The sequence below is a fragment of the Pseudomonas bohemica genome (assembly GCF_002934685.1).
Taxonomy (GTDB): domain Bacteria; phylum Pseudomonadota; class Gammaproteobacteria; order Pseudomonadales; family Pseudomonadaceae; genus Aquipseudomonas; species Aquipseudomonas bohemica.
In genome coordinates this window covers 179,604-194,521 of the sequence record NZ_NKHL01000119.1, presented here as the reverse complement: position 1 = coordinate 194,521, position 14,918 = coordinate 179,604, and the positions used below count along the sequence as shown (strand labels likewise).

Genomic DNA, 14,918 nt, shown 5'->3' with positions numbered 1-14,918 from the left:
GTTTTGAAACGTTTTTTTGGCGCGGGCCTGCAACGACCGATGCAACCCGCCATTGGTCCAGTGCGCACCTCCGTATCATCACTGCACAGTGTCATTTTGATACCAAGGGCTGTTCACTGGATACAATGCTGCTAAAGTCTTTCGTCAGTCCTGTAGGAAACTTCGCTTTCAATTGACGTTAGCTTGCTCGTTTCGCTCGGTCACCCGTGACTGCATTTGCAGCCTGTCGGAGCCATTTGGGCCAGTAGTTGTTGGAGTTTACCTGTCACATGAGTAATTTAAGTCTCCCACTGTTGTTGCGCGCCCCTGTGCCGACGCAGTCGAGCCTGTCGTTCTGTGATGGGACGCCGAAAGACTTGAAGCGCTGGATCTCCACCCTTCCCAAAGCGAATTTAGGCGAAATGGCCCGCCAGCTTTATCAGGGCCTGGGCGAACTCAACCAGTTGCTGACCCCCAGCGACAACCGCCTGCAACTGCTGGAGCTGCTGCGCCCGGAAGTGTTTTTCGTGTGCAAGCACCTGGAACGCCACTTCCTCAATCAATCGGTGGTGCTGGAAGAACGCCCGCGCAAGGTCGCGAACCTGTGCCAGGCACTACAGAACCATCTGGCGATCGGCTACAAGCAGATTATCGCCAGGGTGGCACCTCGGCTCACCCGGGACCGCACCACGCTACTGACCACGGCACTCCAACGCGCCATGCACTGCCTCAATGGTCCGTTGATCCGTGCCAACCAGCTTTATTGCCCTGTGCAGGACGGCCTATGGCTGGAGCTGCATCAGATCTATCAAATCGCCCGCCAGAGCGAGCTGCACAACATCCCGGTGGCCGATAGTCAGGCGCACCACACGCGTACCCTGACCGTCGAACAAACCTACATCGTGGCGTTGCTGATGGGCTGTTCACGTTGCAACCAGATGCGTCAGCACAACATCGGCAAACTGGCCGATGCGCTGGACGCCTGGAGCTCGATGGTCACGCTGCAGCAGCCCATCGACGACGCCAGCCTCTACTCGGTGGCCTATGGCATCGACACCGCGCCGCGCTACACCTCGCTGTATGCCGAAGACCAACGCAGCAATCTGCTGGGCATCAACCCGCGCGCGTTATCGGCGGCCCTGCAGCGCTACATCGAGATGCCGGTCGAGCAGCGTTCGCAGTCCTACCTGCACGTGCCACCGGGCCTGTCGATCGATGTGCTGCAGCACCTGGCGGCGGCGTGGGGCGACGTGTCGGAGCGCGTGTTTCAACGCACCGCAGGCCAAGGCACGCTGACGGTCTGCGTCGGCATGAGCGCGCTTCATTACTTCGTGGGTGGCCAGAAATGCTTCAGTGATCTGCTGCAGGTGCCTGCCGCGACCGTGAGCAGGGTCGCCGAATATACCCTGCAACCTCTTGAGCAGGCCTGTCACGATCCTTGGTCGCAGGCAATGGATGTTCAGCGCTCCGGCTCGTCGAGCACCATGCTGCCGTTCGAAGAGATTGAGTATCAGCGCGAGGAATCCGAAAGCGGCGCGTCGCAAATGGACGGGCAGAAGAGCTTCCCGACGTATAGCCTGAACATCGTCAACCACAGTCCCGGAGGTTATTGCCTGGCGTGGCCCAAAGACGTCCCGGATCAACTGCAGGCCGGGGAGCTGATCGGCATTCAGGACCATGGCCATGGCTGGAGTATTGCCGTGGTGCGCTGGGTGCGTCAGGTGCGCAGCGGTGGCACGCAGATGGGTGCCGAGCTGATCGCTCCGTTCGCTCAGGCATGTGGCATGCAATTGCTGCGTGACGAGCAGAGCAGTCAGTATCTGCGGGTGCTGTTGCTGCCGGAGGTGCGGGCTATCGACGTTCCCGCCACCGTGGTTGTGCCGCGTCTGCCATTCGAGGATGGCAGCAAGGTGATGATCAACAGCAGCGGCGAAGAGCGCCGCGCCACGCTAAGCAATCGTAAAGCGACCACCGGCAGCTACAACCAGTTCGAGTACGAGATTCTCGAAGGACTGCAGAAGACCACTCCAGAGGCGGGCCCGGAACAGGAATTCGATTCGTTGTGGACGGTGTTGTAGGCAGTGGTCCGTATCCGTACCTGCCCCCGACCTCTGCGCGAGTGAGCTCGCTCACGAATGCTGACATTCAGCCGCCAAAACATAGCGGATGTGCTGCCCCTTGGTGAGCAAGCCCACTCCCACAATTGGTTGGAGTTGGGCCTCAAGGGCGCGCTAGGCGCTACGCCCTTCCCGGTCCCGGAATCCCAGCAGATACAGCACGCCGTCCAGCCCCAGCGTCGAGATCGCCTGTTTCGCAGACTGCTTGACCAGCGGCTTGGCGCGGAACGCAACACCCAGTCCCGCAATTGCCAGCATCGGCAGGTCATTGGCGCCGTCGCCGACCGCGATGGTCTGCTCCAGGCTCAAGCCTTCCTTGATCGCCAGTTCACGCAGCAAATCGGCCTTGCGCTGAGCATCGACGATCGGTTCGATGGCGTTGCCGGTGCATTTACCGTCGACCACTTCCAGCTCGTTGGCGAAGATGTAGTCGATGCCCAGCCTGGCTTGCAGTTGACGAGCGAAATAGGTGAAGCCGCCGGAGAGAATCGCTGTCTTGTAACCCAGACGCTTGAGTTCGGCGAACAAAGTTTCAGCGCCTTCGGTCAGACGCAACGACGCGCCGATTTCGTCCAGCACCTTGATGTCCAGTCCCTTGAGCAGCGCCAGGCGCTCCTTGAAGCTGGCGCGAAAATCCAATTCGCCCCGCATCGCCCGCTCGGTAATCTCCGAGACACGCTCACCGACGCCGTGGGCTTTCGCCAGTTCGTCGATGACTTCGGCCTCGATCAGCGTCGAGTCCATGTCGAATACCGCCAGGCGGCGATTACGACGGAACAGCGAATCCTGCTGAAACGCGATATCGACGTTCAGCTCCTGCGCCACATGCAGAAACTCAGCCCGCATCTGCTGCTGATCGGCAGGTTCGCCGCGCACGGAAAACTCGATGCAGCCCTTGCCCTTATCAGTCGGCGTATCCAGCGGCATGCGCCCGGACAGACGATCGATGCGGTCGATGTTCAAGCCGTATCTGGCGGTGATCGAACTGACCGCCTGCAGTTGCTCGGCCGTCACTTTGCGGGTCAGCAACGTCACGATATGCCGCGCCTTGCCCTGACCGTCGACCCAATGCTGGTAATCGGCTTCGGAAACTTGAGTGAAGCGGACTTGCTGGTCCAGTTCGTCAGCCCTGGATTGGACATTCTTGAGCACCGCAGCACCTGGTTCGGTGTCAGGAATCTCGACCAGAATGCCGAACGACAGCGCGTCGTGGATCACCGCCTGACCAATATCCAGGATATTCACGCCACCTTGAGCCAGAACGCCAGTAATGGCCGCAGTGAGGCCCGGACGGTCAAGGCCTGTGATGTTTATCAGGACAATTTCGCGCAAGGCGCACCCCCGCAGTAGAAAAAAACCGCATTCTACGCACTTTCAGTGACCGCCGGGCACAGTGAGCGCTTTGCCGTATCTGGGTCGCTCGCTATACTGCGCCCCAACTTCTCCAAGAGAGCCGTGCTCAGTGAACCGGCCCACGCCAGTAAAAACCGATAATTTCTTCTTGCTGATCTTCCGGGCGCTGCGTCATCGACGCGTTCCGATTGCTTTGCGCATCGCCAGCCATAACGTGATCCTCGTCGCGCTGGCGCTGGTGATCTACGCCTGCGTGATGGGCTTGCAGTTCAAGCAAGCCATGCACGAACAGGCGGACGCACTGGGGCAGGCCCTGACCACGCAAACCGCGACCTCCGCCACGGAGCTGCTGGTGTCCAACGACATCCTCAGCCTCAACGTGTTGCTGGGCAATCTGGTGAAGAACCCGCTCGTAGCCCATGCCGCGATCTACAGCGTGGACAATCGCATCCTTGCCGAAGCGGGTCAGCGTCCGAAAAACGGCCTGCTGGGCGAAGCCGAAGGCCTCTATGAGATCAAGGTGACCTTTCAGGACGTTGTCGCAGGCACGCTACGCATCAGCCTGGACATGACCCAGTTCCAGCAGCCGCTGACCATCAGTCTACAAAGCATGGGCATTCTGGCGGGTATCCTTTTGGCCCTGGCACTGGCCTTGAGCTTGCGTCTGGGGCGGCATATTTCCACGCCCATGCTGCAACTGCGCATGTGGCTACGTTATATCGACCCTTACACACCAGCGACCGATCGTCAGGACGAAATCGGCGATCTGGCCCGCCAGCTCAAGACATCCTATGCGCCACCCGAGCCTGAGCCGGAGCCTGTTCCCGAGCCTGAGCAGATCGAAGACGAAGAGGAGGCCTCGCCAGAGTTCGATGCCAGCGACTTAAGCGACCCTGAGCTCGATGACGCGCCGAAACCCCGTGCGACGGCGATTCCGGCCCGGCGCATCGTCGCCGCGGAAGATGAAGACGACGAAGAAGATCCGTTCGCCGATCTTCGCGACACTACCCCGGTGGCGCAAAAGCCCGCGCCGCGCCCTGTATTGCCGGTGGCACCATCGCAGCCGCAATACAGCGCCGTGTTGGCCGTGCAGTTGGGCTCCCAGGAACAACTGCGCCGCTTGCCTCGCAACCGTCTGACCGAGTTGCTTGAGCGCTACCGTGACTGTATCGATCAGGCCGCGTCGCTCTACGACAGCGAGCTGCATACCTTGAACGATGGCAGCTCGCTGATGGTGTTCAGCACCCAGGACAGCGGCGACGACTACCTGACCAACGCGATCTGCTGCGGCGAGCTACTGCGCGCCCTCAGTCACGCGTTGCAGATCGAAGTCGCTGACAGTGGCATCACCTTGCAATTGCAGCTGGGCCTGACGCTGGGCGAAGGCTTGCATGGCATGAACCAGATCGACCTGCTGCTGACGGAAACCGCGCAGGACGCTCTGGCCCTGTCGCAACACAGCCGCAACCTGCTGCTGGTAGAGCGCAAGATCAGCGAAGACCACACCATCCGCCAACGCGCCCGCATCCGCCCGATCGCCAGCCCCGAGGGCGCAAGCTGCGTGGAACGGCTGATGGAACCGTATCCGTCGATGCTTGAGCGTCAGTTGGCGCGCATGCATGAGGCGCGTAAGGCCTGATGATGCTCTGCGGGACATGAGATTGCCCCAGTCTGGCTCTTGATTCTGGCTGGGGGCCGTAGGAGCCTTACTTGCAGGCGATCTGCTCGGGGGTCGTGGCCGACCGAAGCGGCAATAGAATCGGACGACCCGGCCCTGTCAGATGTATCGAGTTCACAGGGTTTACTGCCGGTTCCCGGCAGATCGTGAGCAAGCTTGCTCCTACGGCCTCGCCAGAATCAAACGCGACCGGTCACCCACAAAAAAGCCCGCATCGCTGCGGGCTTTTTGTTTGCGCTGGATTCAGAAGCGGAACACTTCCAGATCGGTACGAATCGGGGAGGCCATTGGGATCTTCGGCTTGTCCTGATCGGTCCGGGTTTTGGCGGGTTGAGCGACTTTTTTCGGCTCCTCGGCGACCAATGGCTGGCTGGCCACAGGCTTGACCGCAGCACTCAGTTGATCGGCCAGACGCTGCAACAGAACGCCTTGAGCCTTGACCTGTGCAGCCGCGGTACCCGCATGACGCTCTTCGAGGTGCACCAGCTTGCTGTCACGCACGGTGCCGCGACGGTCCAGCAGACGCCACTGCGCATCGAGCACAGCCGGCTGGTTCACGCCAGAATCCAGGCGAGTGATCGACAACACCACCTGCACATCCGGGCTGAAATTGGCCGCCGCGGGTGCCATGACCACACGCTGGCTGTCCAGCTTCCACGCCATTTGGCGCAACAGCAGTTGATCGATGTCAGACGACAGGCTGCCCGCCCAGCGACCATCGGTCGAAGCTGTCAAGCTACCGTCAGGCTGACGCTGCAGAAATGTCTCCCGTTGCAAATAGTCGGCAACGGAAACCGGACCCAGCAAAACAGCGACTCCGGCGCTTTGTTTCGGTTGCCCCGGCTCGCCACTGTCAAGCTGATAGAGCGATTGGGGCTGATGAACGCTGCACCCGGCCAAACCCAGAACGCCGGTCAACAACAGAACACAAGGAACGCGTAGAAAATTCATCATTCCGTCCAAGTGGCCACCCACGGCGACCACGATGTCAAAGACTCAAGTAAACATGAAGGCACACAGCCACGCCCGCACCTCAAGACGACATATCATCCGTGAATATGCGCAATGACTCCAGCGATTCTGCGTCGATCTTCGTGACAAAATGAAGATTGACAGCCTGATTAACCGCTTAAGCGACGTTTTCCACCAATAACGCATCCACGCGCTGGAAGCCACGAGGCAGCTTATTGCCACGACGTCCACGCTCACCTTTGTAGTGTTCAAGATCATCGGGCTTGAGCGACAGCGTACGCTTACCCGCCTGAAGCACCAAGGTGGCGCCCTCGGGAATGACTGCCAAGTCGGTCACAAACTCTTCACGACTGGCCACACGCTCGCCCGGGATGCCGATGATCTTGTTGCCTTTGCCTTTGCCCAGCTGTGGCAGATCGCTGATCTTGAAGACCAGCAAGCGCCCTTCGGTGGTAACCGCGGCCAGCCAGTTCTGCTCACGATCAGCCACCGGACGCGGCACAATGACCTTCGCGCCGGACGGCAGACTCAGCAAGGCCTTGCCAGCCTTGTTCTTGGCTTGCAAGTCCTCACCCTTGACCACGAAACCATAACCGGCATCGGAGGCGATGACATACAGCGCGTCGTCATCGGGCAGCAGCACGCATTCGAACGTCGCGGCAGGCGGTGGGGTCAGGCGACCGGTCAGCGGATCGCCCTGGCCACGCGCCGATGGCAGCGTATGTGCCGCGAGCGAGTAACTGCGCCCGGTGGAGTCAATGAACACAGCAAACTGGTTCGAGCGCCCCGCCGCTGCCGCCTTGAAGCCGTCGCCGGCCTTGTATGAAAGACCCGTCGCATCGATGTCATGACCTTTGGCACAACGCACCCAGCCTTTTTCCGAGAGCACGACGGTCACAGGCTCGGTCGGCATCAGTTCGTTTTCGGACAGTGCTTTGGCTTCGGCGCGCTCGACGATAGGCGAGCGGCGATCATCGCCATAGGTTTGTGCATCGGCAATCAATTCGGTACGCACCAGCTTGCGCAGTTTGGTTTCGCTGCCCAGCAAGGCCTGAAGCTTGGCTTGTTCTTTGAGCAGTTCGTCCTGCTCGCTGCGCAGCTTCATCTCTTCCAGACGTGCCAACTGACGCAGACGGGTGTCGAGGATGTAGTCAGCCTGGGTCTCGGACAGCTCGAAACGCGCGATCAGCTCAGCCTTGGGGTGCTCGGCGGTACGAATGATGTGGATCACTTCGTCCAGGTTCAGGTACGCCGTGAGCAAACCGTCCAACAGATGCAGCCGACGCTCGACCTTGTCCAGACGGAATTGCAGACGCCGGCGCACGGTGTTGATACGGAACGTCAGCCATTCCGACAGCAGCGCCTTGAGGTTTTTCAGCTGCGGCTTGCCGTCCAGCCCGATGATGTTGATGTTCACCCGGTAGCTGGATTCAAGCTCGGTGGTCGCGAACAGATGCTGCATCAGCTCTTCGGGATCGACGCGGTTGGAGCGCGGGATGATCACGATGCGGCAAGGATGCTCGTGGTCCGACTCGTCACGCAGGTCGGCGACCATCGGCAGCTTCTTGGCCTGCATCTGCGCGGCGATCTGCTCCAGCACCTTAGCGCCGGACACCTGATGCGGCAGCGCGGTGACGACGATATCGCCATCTTCGACGCGATACACAGCGCGCATGCGCACCGAACCGCGGCCGGTTTCGTAGATTTTCAGCAGGTCGGCGCGCGGGGTGATGATCTCCGCTTCGGTCGGGTAATCCGGGCCCTGTACGTGCTCGCACAGCTGCTCAATGGTCGCTTTGGGCTCATCGAGCAGACGCACGCAGGCAGCCGCGACTTCGCGCAGGTTGTGCGGTGGCACGTCGGTGGCCATGCCCACGGCGATACCGGTGGTGCCATTGAGCAGAATATTCGGTAAACGCGCGGGCAAAACAGCGGGCTCGTCCAGCGTGCCGTCGAAGTTCGGCACCCAGTCCGCGGTGCCCTGGCCCAGTTCGGTGAGCAGCACTTCGGAGTAACGCGACAGCCGCGCTTCGGTGTAACGCATGGCGGCGAACGACTTGGGATCATCCGGCGCCCCCCAGTTACCCTGGCCGTCTACCAGCGTGTAGCGGTAGCTGAAGGACTGTGCCATCAGCACCATGGCTTCGTAGCAGGCCGAGTCGCCGTGGGGGTGGAATTTACCGAGCACATCACCCACGGTACGCGCCGATTTCTTGTGCTTGGCGTCGGCGTCCAGACCCAACTCGCTCATGGCGTAGATAATGCGCCGCTGCACGGGCTTCAAGCCGTCGCCGATATGCGGCAAGGCACGGTCCATGATCACGTACATGGAGTAGTTGAGATAGGCCTGTTCGGTGAAGTCAGCCAGTGACCGGCGTTCTACACCGTCCAGGCTGAGGTCAAGGGAGTCGCTCATGCGGGCCTCATCATTTTGTCGTCTGACGCAGCAGCAATGTGCCGCCACGCTGTGTGAATTCGAGTTGTTTGATGGCGCTCATACCCAGCAGCACCTGATCACCATCCAGACCGGGCACCACCAGGGCGCGCACGTCGTTCAGGACGATATCGCCGATTTTCAACCGCCGCAGCGTGGTCCGAAACGCCTCGGTGCGGCCATTGGCCGTGCTCACCTGAACCGGATCGCTGCGCTGCAGATGCAACCTGTCCGCTACATCTTCGGGGATCGCAACATCGGTCGCCCCCGTGTCGAGCATGAACTGCACAGGGCGCGTGTTGATTTGCCCCGTCATGACGAAATGCCCCTGACGATTGCTCGCCAATCGCACTTCGACATAGCCATCACCCTGTTCCGAGGTGACGTTACTGTTCGGGTTTTGCTGACGCTGTTCCCATTCACCGAAAAACCGCGTCGCCAGAAACAGCGCCGCGGCCCAGGCAATGATCAGCATCAGACGCCCGGCGCGTTTGCCGGGGGGTGTCTGCGTCAACGCTTGCCGCCCCAGCCACCTTCAGGCGCGGCAAATCGCCAGACGATGGGGCGTGTTTCACCGTCGGCGCGCGCACCGAAGTTATTGTCGATGCCGACCCACGCTCCAGTGTCATCCACGATCAACGCTTCGGTCAGTCCGTACTTCTGATCGTAGAGCCGGTTCGGCAGCAAAGCCTCTTTGGCGAAAGACCAGCAGGCCTCCAGTTGCCCGGATTCCAGCGTCCGCCGGCAGATGCGATACGCCGCGCGCTCGAGGGTGTACAGCTTGCCCTTGTGCAGCGAGACATCGGCGAAATCCTTGGCCATCGATTTGCCACCCAGTTGCGGCGGCAGAATGTCATTGCCGGACTCGACCTGCAAAATACAGCTGGCGCCACAGGTCCAGCCGTCCTTACCCAACCTGGCGGTCAGCAAGCCACGTTTTTCGCGCTCGGCCGCCAGCCACAACTGATCGCCTGCCGGACTAATGGCAATGCCTTCGAAAATCGCGTTGAAGTGCTGCAGCATGCCGGCCGACTGAGCTTCCTGGACCAGTTCCTGCGGCAATGGCAACCAGCTCGGCGCACCATCAACCGGAACTTTCAGCACCGTAGCGAAGCCTTCGCTGACCAGATAGCGATTGCCTGCGGCATCACAGGTCACGCCCTCGAAATCCAGGTCGCCGCCGCGGATCAGCGAGGCCGCCTTGGCCATGCCGCGCAAGGTCGCCGACAGGCCGCTGTCGGGAATCGGCGGAATCTCAAGCTTCAGCGCATGGGCTTTCCAGACGGTCGCTGCGGTATCAAGGCTGTACAGCAGCGTGTCGTCGCGGTCGGAGACCGTCCACAGCACACCATTGCACGACGCAAGGCCCGACAAATTGCCGCCGACCATGTCGTCGACAGCATGCTCGGACAGCAACTTGAGTTCAAGCAGCGGCTTTTGTGAGGGCGGCTGCGCAGCGAAGGCGGGCGTGGCGGTCAGCAACAGGGCTGCCAGCCAACCTCGCATCAAACCAGCACCTCGGCCAGGTTGCCCTTGGATTCGAGCCACGTTTTGCGGTCGCCCGCGCGTTTCTTGGCCAGCAGCATGTCCATGATCTCTGATGTGGCCTCGAAATCGTCCAGGGTAAGTTGCACCAAGCGACGGGTGTTCGGGTCCATGGTGGTTTCGCGCAGTTGCGGCGGGTTCATTTCACCCAGGCCTTTGAATCGGGTGACCTGCGGCTTGCCGCGTTTCTTCTCAGCCACCAGACGGTCGAGAATCCCATCGCGCTCGGCCTCGTCCAGGGCGTAATAAATATCCTTGCCCAAATCGATGCGGTACAGCGGCGGCATCGCGACGTAAACATGACCGGCGTCCACCAGCGGGCGGAAATGCTGGACGAACAAGGCGCAGAGCAAGGTGGCGATGTGCAGCCCATCGGAGTCGGCGTCGGCGAGGATGCAGATCTTGCCGTAACGCAGCTGGCTCATGTCCGCTGCGCCTGGATCGACACCGATGGCGACCGCGATGTTGTGCACTTCCTGACTGGCGAGCACTTCGCCGCCATCGACTTCCCAGGTGTTCAGGATCTTGCCGCGCAACGGCAGGATGGCCTGGAATTCTTTGTCCCGTGCCTGCTTGGCTGAACCACCAGCGGAGTCGCCCTCGACCAGAAACAGCTCGGCGCGCATCGGGTCCTGTCCCGCGCAGTCGGCCAATTTGCCCGGCAGCGCGGGGCCCTGGGTGATGCGTTTGCGCTCGACCTTTTTGCTCGCTTTGAGGCGCCGACCGGCGTTATTAATGGCCAGCTCGGCCAGCTGCATGCCCATTTCCGGGTGCGCGTTGAGCCAGAGGCTGAAGGCGTCCTTGACCACGCCAGACACGAACGCCGCGGCCTCGCGGGATGACAGGCGCTCTTTGGTCTGCCCGGAGAATTGCGGCTCCTGCATTTTCATCGAAAGGACGAAGGCAATGCGCTCCCAGACGTCTTCCGGCGCCAGCTTCACCCCGCGCGGCAGAAGATTGCGGAATTCACAGAATTCGCGCATCGCATCCAGCAAGCCCTGACGCAGACCGTTGACGTGGGTGCCGCCCTGCGCGGTGGGAATCAGGTTGACGTAGCTTTCCTGAACGCTGTCGCCGCCTTCGGGCAACCACAACAGCGCCCAGTCGACGGCTTCCTTGTTACCGGCAAAGGCGCCGCAGAACGGTTCTTCCGGCAGACGCAGGAAGTCATTGACCGAATCCTGCAGATAGGAGCGCAGGCCATCCTCGTAATGCCACTCGACCTTCTCGCCGCTGCTTTTGTCTTCGAAGCTGACCAGCAGCCCAGGGCACAGAACGGCCTTGGCCTTGAGCACGTGCTTGAGGCGGCTGACCGAGAATTTCGGGCTGTCGAAATATTTGGGGTCCGGCGCGAAGTACACGCTGGTGCCAGTATTGCGCTTGCCGACGGTGCCGATAACGGCCAGTTCGGTGGCTTTGAAGCCGTCGGCGAAGGTCATTTCGTATTCGTTGCCGTCACGCTTGACCCGCACCCGCACCTGGGTGGAGAGCGCGTTGACCACGGAAATGCCCACGCCGTGCAAACCGCCGGAGAATTGGTAATTCTTGTTGGAGAACTTGCCGCCCGCGTGCAGCTTGGTGAGGATCAGCTCGACGCCCGACACGCCTTCTTCAGGGTGAATGTCCACGGGCATGCCGCGACCGTCATCGGCCACTTCCAGGGAGTTGTCGGCGTGGAGGATGACCTGCACCGATCTGGCATGACCGGCCAGGGCTTCGTCGACGCTGTTGTCGATGACTTCCTGGGCGAGGTGGTTCGGCCGCGTGGTGTCGGTGTACATGCCCGGCCGCTTGCGGACCGGGTCGAGGCCCGAGAGGACTTCGATGGCGTCTGCGTTATAAGAGCTAGCGCTGGGATTGGCCATGGGGTCTCGTCATCAAGTCGTTCATGAAATTTCGAAGTGACACTGTTCTACCTGTTTGTTTCAGCAAATGCTTCGATTTGCGCGCTGGCTTCACAGCGCCGACAGATCGATCGCCTGCAGCAGTTCGGGAGCGAATCCGGCAAAACTCAACAGGGTCGGCATTTTTTCGGCAAAACCCTGGAAGCCGTGATCGCCGCCCGCTTCGATTCGTAGCGCGCAGGCCCGATAAAACGCCTGCGCGCGCCGATAATCCAGCGTCTCGTCGCCAGTTTGCAACCACACTTGTATGCGCTGCGGGTCCTGCGGAGCGGGGACTTCCAGCTCTGCCAGCGCATCCACATGGTCGTGCGTCAGCTCCCAGCTTTCGCCGGTATAGAGGTTTTTTTGGGTGCCCAGAAAACCATCGAACAGCTGGTGCGGATTGACCGCCGGGTTGATCAGCACAGCCTTCAGGCCATGACGCTCAGCCAAGTGAGTCGCATAGTAGCCGCCGAGTGAGCTGCCGACCAGTAATGGCCGCCCACCCAGCTCGTCGATCGCCGTTTCCAGCTGAACCAGCGCCTGACGCGGGTGATGATGCAGCTCTGGCACGCGCAGTTGCTCTCCAAGCCCAAGACGCTTCATCAAACCGGCCAGCTGCGTGGCCTTATTCGACATCGCCGAGCTGTTGAGCCCATGTATATAAAGAAGAGTCGAGTGATCGTGGTTCACAACGTGCCTCCAGAAGCTGCGAGTCGATTCGCCCCGCAAGCGGCAAAGCCACGCAGTTTACAGAGACAACCGCGTGAAGACTCGTTAGTTGATGGTATGCCGCGAATTCCTTTCAATAGCCGGCGCCGTTGAGATCGACCTCGAACAGGTCCGGCGCGACGCGCGAGACACCGGTTTCAATCTGCCCATCGTCCTGCAGGCGCAGCCAGCGATAGCCCGGCGCCAGCGAATCCAGGCCGAAATCCAGGCTACCGGGCGCGAACTGAATACAGGTGGAGGGCGAAGCGATCAGCCGCAAGCCGTTACGGAGTTGGTCGAACTCTTGATGCACATGGCCCCAGAGCAGCGCTCGCGTCTGCGGAAAACGCTCCAGCAACGAAAACAGGGCATCAGGATTACGCAGACCGATGGGCTCCATCCACGCTGCACCAATGGGCACCGGGTGATGATGAAGACAAACCAGGTGATGACGCTCCGGCGCTTCGCTTAACGCCTGGGCGAGCAATTGCAGTTGCTTGTCTTCCAGATAGCCAGGGACCGATCCCGGCACCGCCGAATCGAGCAACGTGATGCGCCAGTTACCGATATCCACGACAGGGTCGAGGAAATCGCTGTGCCGCGCGGCAATGGCCATTTCATGTAACTCATCGTGATTGCCCGCAAGCCAGCGTTTCGGGGCCTTGAGCCGGTCGCTCGCCTGGCGAAACGCCTGATAGGACTCGACCGTGCCGTCCTGGGACAGATCGCCGGTGGCCAGCACTAGATCGATCTGCCCTTGTTCGGCCAGCACCAAATTCACCACGGCATGAAGGCTGTCACGGGTTTTCATGCCCAGCAGCGTGCCATCCGCTTCAGCGAACAGGTGGCTGTCGGACAGTTGAACCACCAACACGGAGGATGGGGTTGAGGATGCGCTCGGCAATGGCCATCTCCTTGAGCAGATATGGCCGGATTATGGTGTCAGATCGTTACGACGGCAAACCGGAAAGAGGGTGGCGGTTCTTAATTTGTGCCAGAGACTGGGGAATCCACGAACTGCGGGAGTGAGTTGGCTCACGAAAGGGCCTGTGCAGTCATGACATCTCTATCGGCTGAAAATCCGTTTTTCGTGAGCAAGTTCACTCACACAGGGTGATTGCGTCCCACCGAAATCAGCGAACCGCCTCATACTCATGTCCGCACGCCAGACAATGACTGAGCCACTCACCAAGGAAAAGATTCAACTGGGTCTTTTCGTCAGGCTGGTGCATGTCCGCATTAGGGTATGGGTAGATCCCCTGAAAGCGCCGCGCGTGTTCGGCACCGATGACTTCAGCCATGCGCGCGTCGTGATAGACCTGCACTTCCAGGACCGGCACCGGCAGCCACGGCAGGCTGTGTTCCTGGCGAACCTGCAAAGTGGTGGTGTAAGGGCAGTCGAGAATCACCTCGACCGCCAGCACACCCAGCATTTGATCGCCTTGGGTGACGGCCACCCGGCGAGAACGTTGTGCATTGCGCATGTCAGGTAACAAACGCATCAAGCGCGCGTAGTTCGCCTCACAGGCTGCCTGCAGCCCGGCGAGGTCGACACGGTAGCGCTCGCGCAGAAGATTCACGACCACAGCCCCCGGATTTCGGCGCGATTGAGCGCCAGCCACTGTATTGCGATGATAGTTGCCGCGTTGACGATGCGTCCGTCTTTTACGGCTTGCATCGCGTCATCGAACGACCAGACCGACACACGGATGTCTTCGGCCTCTTCCTCCAGCCCATGAACCCCACCTGCCCCCTCGCTCTCGCATTTGCCCAGGTACAGGTGCACGAATTCGTTACTGCCACCGGGCGACGGAAAGTATTTGGTGATAGGCCACAACGCGCTGAAGACCAGCCCAGCTTCCTCCTCTCCTTCGCGGTGAGCAACCTCTTCGGGTTCCTCTTTTTTATCGATCAGGCCAGCGACCATTTCGATCAACCAGGGGTTGGGATGCTTGCCGATCACGCCCACCCGAAACTGCTCGAGCAGGACCACTTCGTCACGTTTGGCGTCATATGGCAGTACGCACACGGCATCGTGCCGCACGAACAGCTCGCGTTTGATTTCCGGGCTCATGCCGCCGTCGAACAGCTCATGGCGCAGGTGCAGACGGTCCAGTTGGTAGAAACCCTTGAAGCAGGTTTCGCGATGGACAATCTCGTGCTTCGTGGGTGTCGATTTGGTGGTATCGGTCATAAATTTCTCACTCAAAGCACTCGTGACTTCGCGCCATCCTAACGTGCTGTCG

The 14,918-nt window shown here is 60.5% G+C and carries 11 protein-coding genes and 2 pseudogenes; 3 read left to right on the top strand and 10 right to left on the bottom strand.

Going from position 1 to position 14,918, the window contains the following annotated elements; translation table 11 throughout:
- Window positions 1-269: 269 nt before the first annotated feature.
- Window positions 270-2,057, top strand: coding sequence for a molecular chaperone (locus CE491_RS25050; protein WP_110951019.1), 1,788 nt, complete (start codon window positions 270-272; stop codon window positions 2,055-2,057).
- A 153-nt stretch (window positions 2,058-2,210) separates the two neighbouring features.
- On the opposite strand, the gene serB is transcribed toward CE491_RS25050, so the two are convergent.
- Complete coding sequence (gene serB, locus CE491_RS25045) at window positions 2,211-3,428, bottom strand: phosphoserine phosphatase SerB (RefSeq protein WP_110951018.1); 1,218 nt, start codon at window positions 3,426-3,428, stop codon at window positions 2,211-2,213.
- A 130-nt stretch (window positions 3,429-3,558) separates the two neighbouring features.
- Here serB and CE491_RS31370 point away from each other — a divergent pair.
- Together CE491_RS31370 and CE491_RS31365 are read left to right on the top strand one after the other, a co-directional pair.
- A pseudogene (locus CE491_RS31370) lies at window positions 3,559-4,288 on the top strand (histidine kinase); the annotation flags it as partial.
- A gap of 71 nt (window positions 4,289-4,359) precedes the next feature.
- Window positions 4,360-5,088 (top strand): annotated as a pseudogene (locus tag CE491_RS31365) (histidine kinase); the annotation flags it as partial.
- 282 nt (window positions 5,089-5,370) lie between these two features.
- On the opposite strand, the gene CE491_RS25035 reads toward CE491_RS31365, so the two are convergent.
- The 9 genes from CE491_RS25035 to CE491_RS24995 form a co-directional block, all read right to left on the bottom strand.
- Window positions 5,371-6,078 carry a PqiC family protein gene (locus tag CE491_RS25035; protein WP_110951016.1) on the bottom strand — a complete coding sequence of 236 codons (708 nt, stop codon included), beginning with the start codon at window positions 6,076-6,078 and terminating at the stop codon, window positions 5,371-5,373.
- Window positions 6,079-6,256: 178 nt separating this feature from the next.
- A complete protein-coding gene (gene parC, locus CE491_RS25030; protein ID WP_110951015.1) occupies window positions 6,257-8,515 on the bottom strand; it encodes a DNA topoisomerase IV subunit A in 2,259 nt (752 codons plus the stop codon).
- A 10-nt stretch (window positions 8,516-8,525) separates the two neighbouring features.
- Complete coding sequence (locus CE491_RS25025) at window positions 8,526-9,008, bottom strand: retropepsin-like aspartic protease family protein (RefSeq protein ID WP_199885251.1); 483 nt, start codon at window positions 9,006-9,008, stop codon at window positions 8,526-8,528.
- A 35-nt stretch (window positions 9,009-9,043) separates the two neighbouring features.
- Window positions 9,044-10,039 carry an esterase-like activity of phytase family protein gene (locus tag CE491_RS25020; RefSeq protein ID WP_110951013.1) on the bottom strand — a complete coding sequence of 332 codons (996 nt, stop codon included), beginning with the start codon at window positions 10,037-10,039 and terminating at the stop codon, window positions 9,044-9,046.
- The gene (gene parE, locus CE491_RS25015) at window positions 10,039-11,943 is read right to left on the bottom strand and encodes a DNA topoisomerase IV subunit B (protein WP_110951012.1); all 1,905 of its coding nucleotides are present in this window, start codon (window positions 11,941-11,943) and stop codon (window positions 10,039-10,041) included. Before parE ends, CE491_RS25020 begins: the two co-directional genes overlap by 1 nt.
- 90 nt (window positions 11,944-12,033) lie before the next feature.
- Window positions 12,034-12,600, bottom strand: a complete 567-nt coding sequence (locus tag CE491_RS25010; RefSeq protein WP_234407677.1) for a YqiA/YcfP family alpha/beta fold hydrolase — start codon at window positions 12,598-12,600, stop codon at window positions 12,034-12,036.
- A 166-nt stretch (window positions 12,601-12,766) separates the two neighbouring features.
- Window positions 12,767-13,576, bottom strand: a complete 810-nt coding sequence (gene cpdA / locus CE491_RS25005; RefSeq protein WP_110951010.1) for a 3',5'-cyclic-AMP phosphodiesterase — start codon at window positions 13,574-13,576, stop codon at window positions 12,767-12,769.
- A gap of 229 nt (window positions 13,577-13,805) precedes the next feature.
- Window positions 13,806-14,258 carry a DUF1249 domain-containing protein gene (locus CE491_RS25000; RefSeq protein WP_110951009.1) on the bottom strand — a complete coding sequence of 151 codons (453 nt, stop codon included), beginning with the start codon at window positions 14,256-14,258 and terminating at the stop codon, window positions 13,806-13,808.
- Window positions 14,249-14,866: an NUDIX domain-containing protein gene (locus CE491_RS24995; protein ID WP_110951008.1), complete on the bottom strand. Its 618-nt coding sequence runs from the start codon at window positions 14,864-14,866 to the stop codon at window positions 14,249-14,251. Before CE491_RS24995 ends, CE491_RS25000 begins: the two co-directional genes overlap by 10 nt.
- Window positions 14,867-14,918 lie beyond the last annotated feature (52 nt).